4 protein-coding genes and 1 tRNA gene are annotated in these 4,453 nt (G+C 45.8%); 2 read left to right on the top strand and 3 right to left on the bottom strand.

Annotated features, from left to right (window positions below; all coding sequences use genetic code 11):
- Window positions 1-112: 112 nt before the first annotated feature.
- Entirely contained in the window at window positions 113-961 is an 849-nt protein-coding gene (locus ABGY95_RS00690) for an ion transporter (RefSeq protein WP_347439752.1), read from the top strand.
- A gap of 10 nt (window positions 962-971) precedes the next feature.
- On the opposite strand, the gene ABGY95_RS00685 is transcribed toward ABGY95_RS00690, so the two are convergent.
- The 3 genes from ABGY95_RS00685 to argC all read right to left on the bottom strand — a co-directional run bounded on the left by ABGY95_RS00685 (window position 972) and on the right by argC (window position 3,886).
- Window positions 972-1,487 carry a LysM peptidoglycan-binding domain-containing protein gene (locus ABGY95_RS00685; RefSeq protein ID WP_347439751.1) on the bottom strand — a complete coding sequence of 172 codons (516 nt, stop codon included), beginning with the start codon at window positions 1,485-1,487 and terminating at the stop codon, window positions 972-974.
- 69 nt (window positions 1,488-1,556) lie between these two features.
- The gene (argJ, locus tag ABGY95_RS00680) at window positions 1,557-2,816 is read right to left on the bottom strand and encodes a bifunctional glutamate N-acetyltransferase/amino-acid acetyltransferase ArgJ (RefSeq protein ID WP_347439750.1); all 1,260 of its coding nucleotides are present in this window, start codon (window positions 2,814-2,816) and stop codon (window positions 1,557-1,559) included.
- A gap of 32 nt (window positions 2,817-2,848) precedes the next feature.
- A complete protein-coding gene (gene argC, locus ABGY95_RS00675) occupies window positions 2,849-3,886 on the bottom strand; it encodes an N-acetyl-gamma-glutamyl-phosphate reductase (protein ID WP_347439753.1) in 1,038 nt (345 codons plus the stop codon).
- A gap of 73 nt (window positions 3,887-3,959) precedes the next feature.
- Here argC and ABGY95_RS00670 point away from each other — a divergent pair.
- A tRNA-Pro gene (locus ABGY95_RS00670) sits at window positions 3,960-4,036 on the top strand.
- The last annotated feature ends 417 nt before the right edge of the window (window positions 4,037-4,453 follow it).

Genomic DNA, 4,453 nt, shown 5'->3' with positions numbered 1-4,453 from the left:
ATAAAAATTAGAGATAGCTTTTTCTCTATTTGCTAGGACAGCTTCTTCGATATGCTGTATAGATTATTCTCGTGTGTTGACAGCTAGAACCGGCTGGGAATACTGAGCGTCAATGGATCAATATTCAGCAGTAAATTTGTCGTTCAAGCGAAGGATGCGAAGAATTATTTTTGAGGCAGAGACACCTTCCGGTAAGATGTTCGATGTCGCGCTATTATGGTGCATAGTCTTGAGCGTTTGTGTTGTGATGTTAGAGACTGTTGATTCGGTAATGGTCAGTTACTCAAGCGTCTTGCTATGTTGTGAATGGTTTTTTACCGGGGTGTTTACGCTCGAGTATGTTTTAAGGATTTGGTGTAGTAATCGCCCTTCAAAGTATGCTGTGAGTTTCTTTGGAGTAGTCGATTTACTCTGTTGCTTACCTGCATACATTCTCCTTTTCTTTGGCGGATCATCGCCATTCGGAGTTGTGAGAGTTTTGCGCTTACTGAGGATGTTTCGGGTGTTGAAGATGGTAAACCATGTACACGGAGCTGATGTTATTCTCCATGGACTAGCGCGCTCGAGAGCTAAAATAACCGTCTTCTTTTTCTCTATAGTGTTGTTTTCAACGATGGCTGGAACATTGATGTATTTCATCGAAAATCGAGAACCAAATACGCATTTTACAAGTATACCAAAGAGCATCTATTACGCGATTGTCTCGATTAGTACGGTTGGATATGGTGACGTAGTGGCTCAGACTGACTTGGGGCGATTTGTTACCACAATCATGATCCTAGCAGGATATGCAGTAATCGCTGTCCCAACAGGCATCGTGACAAGTGAGATGATGAAGGAGCAGGGGGCTCATACGCCAGATAAGTCCACTGATGCGTGCCCTAGTTGTGGCGTGCACGGCCATCTACCAGATGCTGCATATTGTCGCCGCTGTGGTAGTGATATGGATGAAGGTGAGTAAGAGTGTTTGCTTACCTAGGAATAATTAATTTTTGGCCGATGCCTATGTTAGAACCTCTGATTCCGTTGGCCCTCTGAATAGAGTTCACCGACGTCGCATACTTTCTCGATAGGCCGTAGAGAGTGTCACCTTTTTTTACAGTATGAGTGAGAGGAGATCGCTTCTTTGGTTTAACAACCACTGCACGACTCTTAGGTTGCGAGGGGGAGCTCGCTTTTTTCGGTGGAGTATATGCTGGCTTAGGAGCAGTTGCGTATTGAGGGGGAGGTGTGGCCTTTATCGGAGCAGACTTTTTCTTATCTCTTGAAATGTACTTTCTTTTTGGCGGGTTATCTGCCCACTTTTCAACATAGTTTCCGTTGCTATCAAAGGGTCCGTGATTTGGTTGATAGCCTACTGTTTCGTATACTTCAATTGTACCACCCGCTTGATGGCCACAACTACTAATAAGTAGTACAAAGCTTCCAATTGCCGCAGTGGCGATGAAAAATTTGAGTGAGTTGAAGGAAGTGGATGAGCTAGTCATGAAGAAGATAGGTTTGGTACGTATTCTGAATCTAGAAACTTACCCCGATTGGGTATTCGCGGGGGCTGACTATTGCTTAGTTAGGCCATCTTTTCGTGCTTGCTTCCAGTAAGCGTATTCTGACCTGTTGAAGTCAATATACTCTGGGGACATATCACTGGTATAAACTTTGTATTCAGCGTCACCAAGGTGGAGATCAATCGTGATGTCGAATTTTTCTTGGGCTACTATTTTACGTAATTCATCCATAGGAGTATTGGCTTCCATTCCTCCAAGGCAGGCCGCCTTTGATCCAATATAAATATCGATCATCTCTTCTCTGATCATGGCTCTAGAATAACCTACAGCATGGATGATGCGGCCCCAGTTCGGGTCGTTACCATTCCACGAGCATTTGACGAGTGCTGAGTTAGCAACAGCTTCTGCGACTTTCTTGGCGTCGCTGTACGTTCTCGCTCCATTGACTTTGACTGTGACAAACTTAGTAACGCGTTCGCCGTCTCTGACCAGGGATTTTGCCATTTCTAGCATGATGAACTCGAGAGACTCTCGGAATATTCTGTAACTCTTGGATTTAGGTTTGATGCGTGGCATGCCGCTTTCTCCGTTGGCTAAAACGACAACTGAGTCGTTGGTGCTCATGTCGCCATCAATAGTGATGCGGTTGAAAGAGTTTTCCACAGCTTCATGTACGGCCTTGTCTAGGCAGCTTTTTCCAATATTCACATCACTGGTGATAAAGCAAAGCATGGTGGCCATACTTGGGCAAATCATTCCAGCGCCTTTAGCGCAGGCTCCGATTTTTACCTTGTGTCCATCCAAGTCCATAGAGATCGAAATCTCTTTGAGTTTGGTGTCGCTCGTCATAATCGCGCGGGCCACATTGGTTCCTTTTTTGGGGTTTAATCCTTCGACTAATTCTGAGAACTTGGGTGCGATGCGTACCATGGGCATAGGTAGGCCAATGACTCCAGTAGAGCAGACTGCGACTTGCCCTTGCCTCAAATCTAAAGCTTTAGCGATCGCTTTAGCTGAGTTTTTGGCATCTTGAATTCCCGTGACACCAGTGCAAGCGTTAGCGTTACCACTGTTAACTACAACAGCTTGGATGTCTCGATCTCGCAGGTGTGCCTGAGAAACTCTTACCGGGGCTGCTTTGACTCGGTTAGTTGTGAAGGTGCCCGCTGCTACGCAGGGAGTTTTACTGTAGATGAGAGCTAGGTCTAGCCGTTCTGAATCTGGATTTTTGATGCCAGCTGAGACCGCATTGGCAACGAAACCTTTTGGAGCACATACGCCACCTGATATTTTACGAAACGGGATCGACATCTTTGGTATAAAGTTCGGTTTGAAAAAAATCTCTAGATATTTTGAAGGCCTGCTTGGGGCGCAAGGCCAGCCACTAGATTGAAACTCTGCACGGCTTGACCTGCGGCACCTTTGCCAAGGTTGTCTTCGGCACTAAAGAGTAGGACTCTTCCGGTACGCTCGTCAACAGCCCAGCCAATGTCGATAAAATTTGTTCTAGTGACATTCTTTGTGTCCGCTGTAGATCCTTCGCCTAGAAGTCTGACGAAATCCTTGTCAGCATAGGCTGTTTCTAAAGCTTTGGAGATCTCTGCAGGTGATCCTGTGAGCTTGGCACTGGTAGTCGTGCAAATTCCATTATGAGTCGGCACTAGATGTGGGGTAAACGACATAGCGACAGTCTCGTTCGCAGCAATACTGAGTTCTTGTTCGATCTCAGAAAGGTGTCGGTGTTTAGGAACACTATATGCTCTAACGCTTTCATTTGTTTCGCAAAATGAGAACAGCACGTTACTGCTTTTACCTGCGCCGCTGACACCACTCATGGAACAAGTGACGATCGACTGAGGGGCAATCAGATTACTCTGAAGTAATGGAATGAGAGGGAGAATGATACTTGTCGGGTAGCAACCTGGTGAGGCAACCAAACGAGCATTAGCGATAGCTTCACTACGGTTAGGCAGTTCAGGCATGCCGTATACAGCCTCAGTTAATAGTTCTTGAGCTGAGTGCTCTACACCATAAAATTCTTCATAAACATCTGGGTCATTGAGGCGGAAGTCCGCAGATAGATCAATAACTTTGACGCCAAGGTTTAACAGAGCAGTTGCATAGGTTGCAGCGACTCCGTGGGGAAGCGCTAGGAAGGCAATCTCAGCGCCGCTGGCTTTGATTGTTTCCGCATCGGGCTCAGAGAATGTTAGTTCGGTACCGTTCATCTGTGAAAACCTTGGGAAAACTGAGTTAAGAGTCCGGCCTGCGTATTGACGAGATGTCACGCATGTGAGTTCAGCGTTTGGATGCATCAGCAAGAGACGTAATAATTCCATACCGGTGTAGCCACTTGCTCCTACCACTGCTGTCTTGATCATCTGCATGCACTGAAAATGCAGGAAATTTCTAGCTTGCCAACCCTCAATTGTTACTTATCTTCATATCAGTGTCCGGGACTTGGCGCAGTTTGGTAGCGCGCTTCGCTGGGGGTGAAGAGGTCGCAGGTTCGAATCCTGTAGTCCCGACCATTTACTTTCTTACGATTGCTGAAATTTTCGACTTTTCTAGTCCCACAGAAGTATGACTAGGTCGCAAAGACAGTTTAGTGAAGTGGCTGTTCATTACCTATGAGAATTAGCAATATGTTCTCTTTTGAGTAGATTAGAGTATGAATTATTTATTAGTTAACCAAGCGGAAAACCAGTTGGTGTCAATTCTGCTAGATGTAAGCTATGAAACTGTAAGACACAGGTGCGCTCACACCCAGCCAACTCGAAGATAGACGCAAGCAAGCCGCACTTCTTCCTAAACAGGGATGGCGTAACACAGTCTCTGAATGGGTAAAGAAATGGCAAGAAGGTGGAAGTAAAGCTCTGAAAGTTGGAAAACCCGGTAGGCCGAAAGGCGTTGGATCTTCACTCAATGAGGCGCAACAAAATAAAGTG

Origin of the sequence: Rubritalea sp. (assembly GCF_039830215.1) — a bacterium.
GTDB lineage: Bacteria > Verrucomicrobiota > Verrucomicrobiia > Verrucomicrobiales > Akkermansiaceae > Rubritalea.
Note: the sequence above shows the minus strand (reverse complement) of the source record. Positions and strands in the feature narration are given on the sequence as shown.

Coding starts and splice junctions, on each gene's coding strand:
- ABGY95_RS00690 (WP_347439752.1), top strand. CDS start 113: ATGGATCAATATTCAGCAGTAAATTTGTCGTTCAAGCGAAGGATGCGA.
- argJ (WP_347439750.1), bottom strand. CDS start 2,816: ATGTCGATCCCGTTTCGTAAAATATCAGGTGGCGTATGTGCTCCAAAA.
- ABGY95_RS00685 (WP_347439751.1), bottom strand. CDS start 1,487: ATGACTAGCTCATCCACTTCCTTCAACTCACTCAAATTTTTCATCGCC.
- argC (WP_347439753.1), bottom strand. CDS start 3,886: ATGATCAAGACAGCAGTGGTAGGAGCAAGTGGCTACACCGGTATGGAA.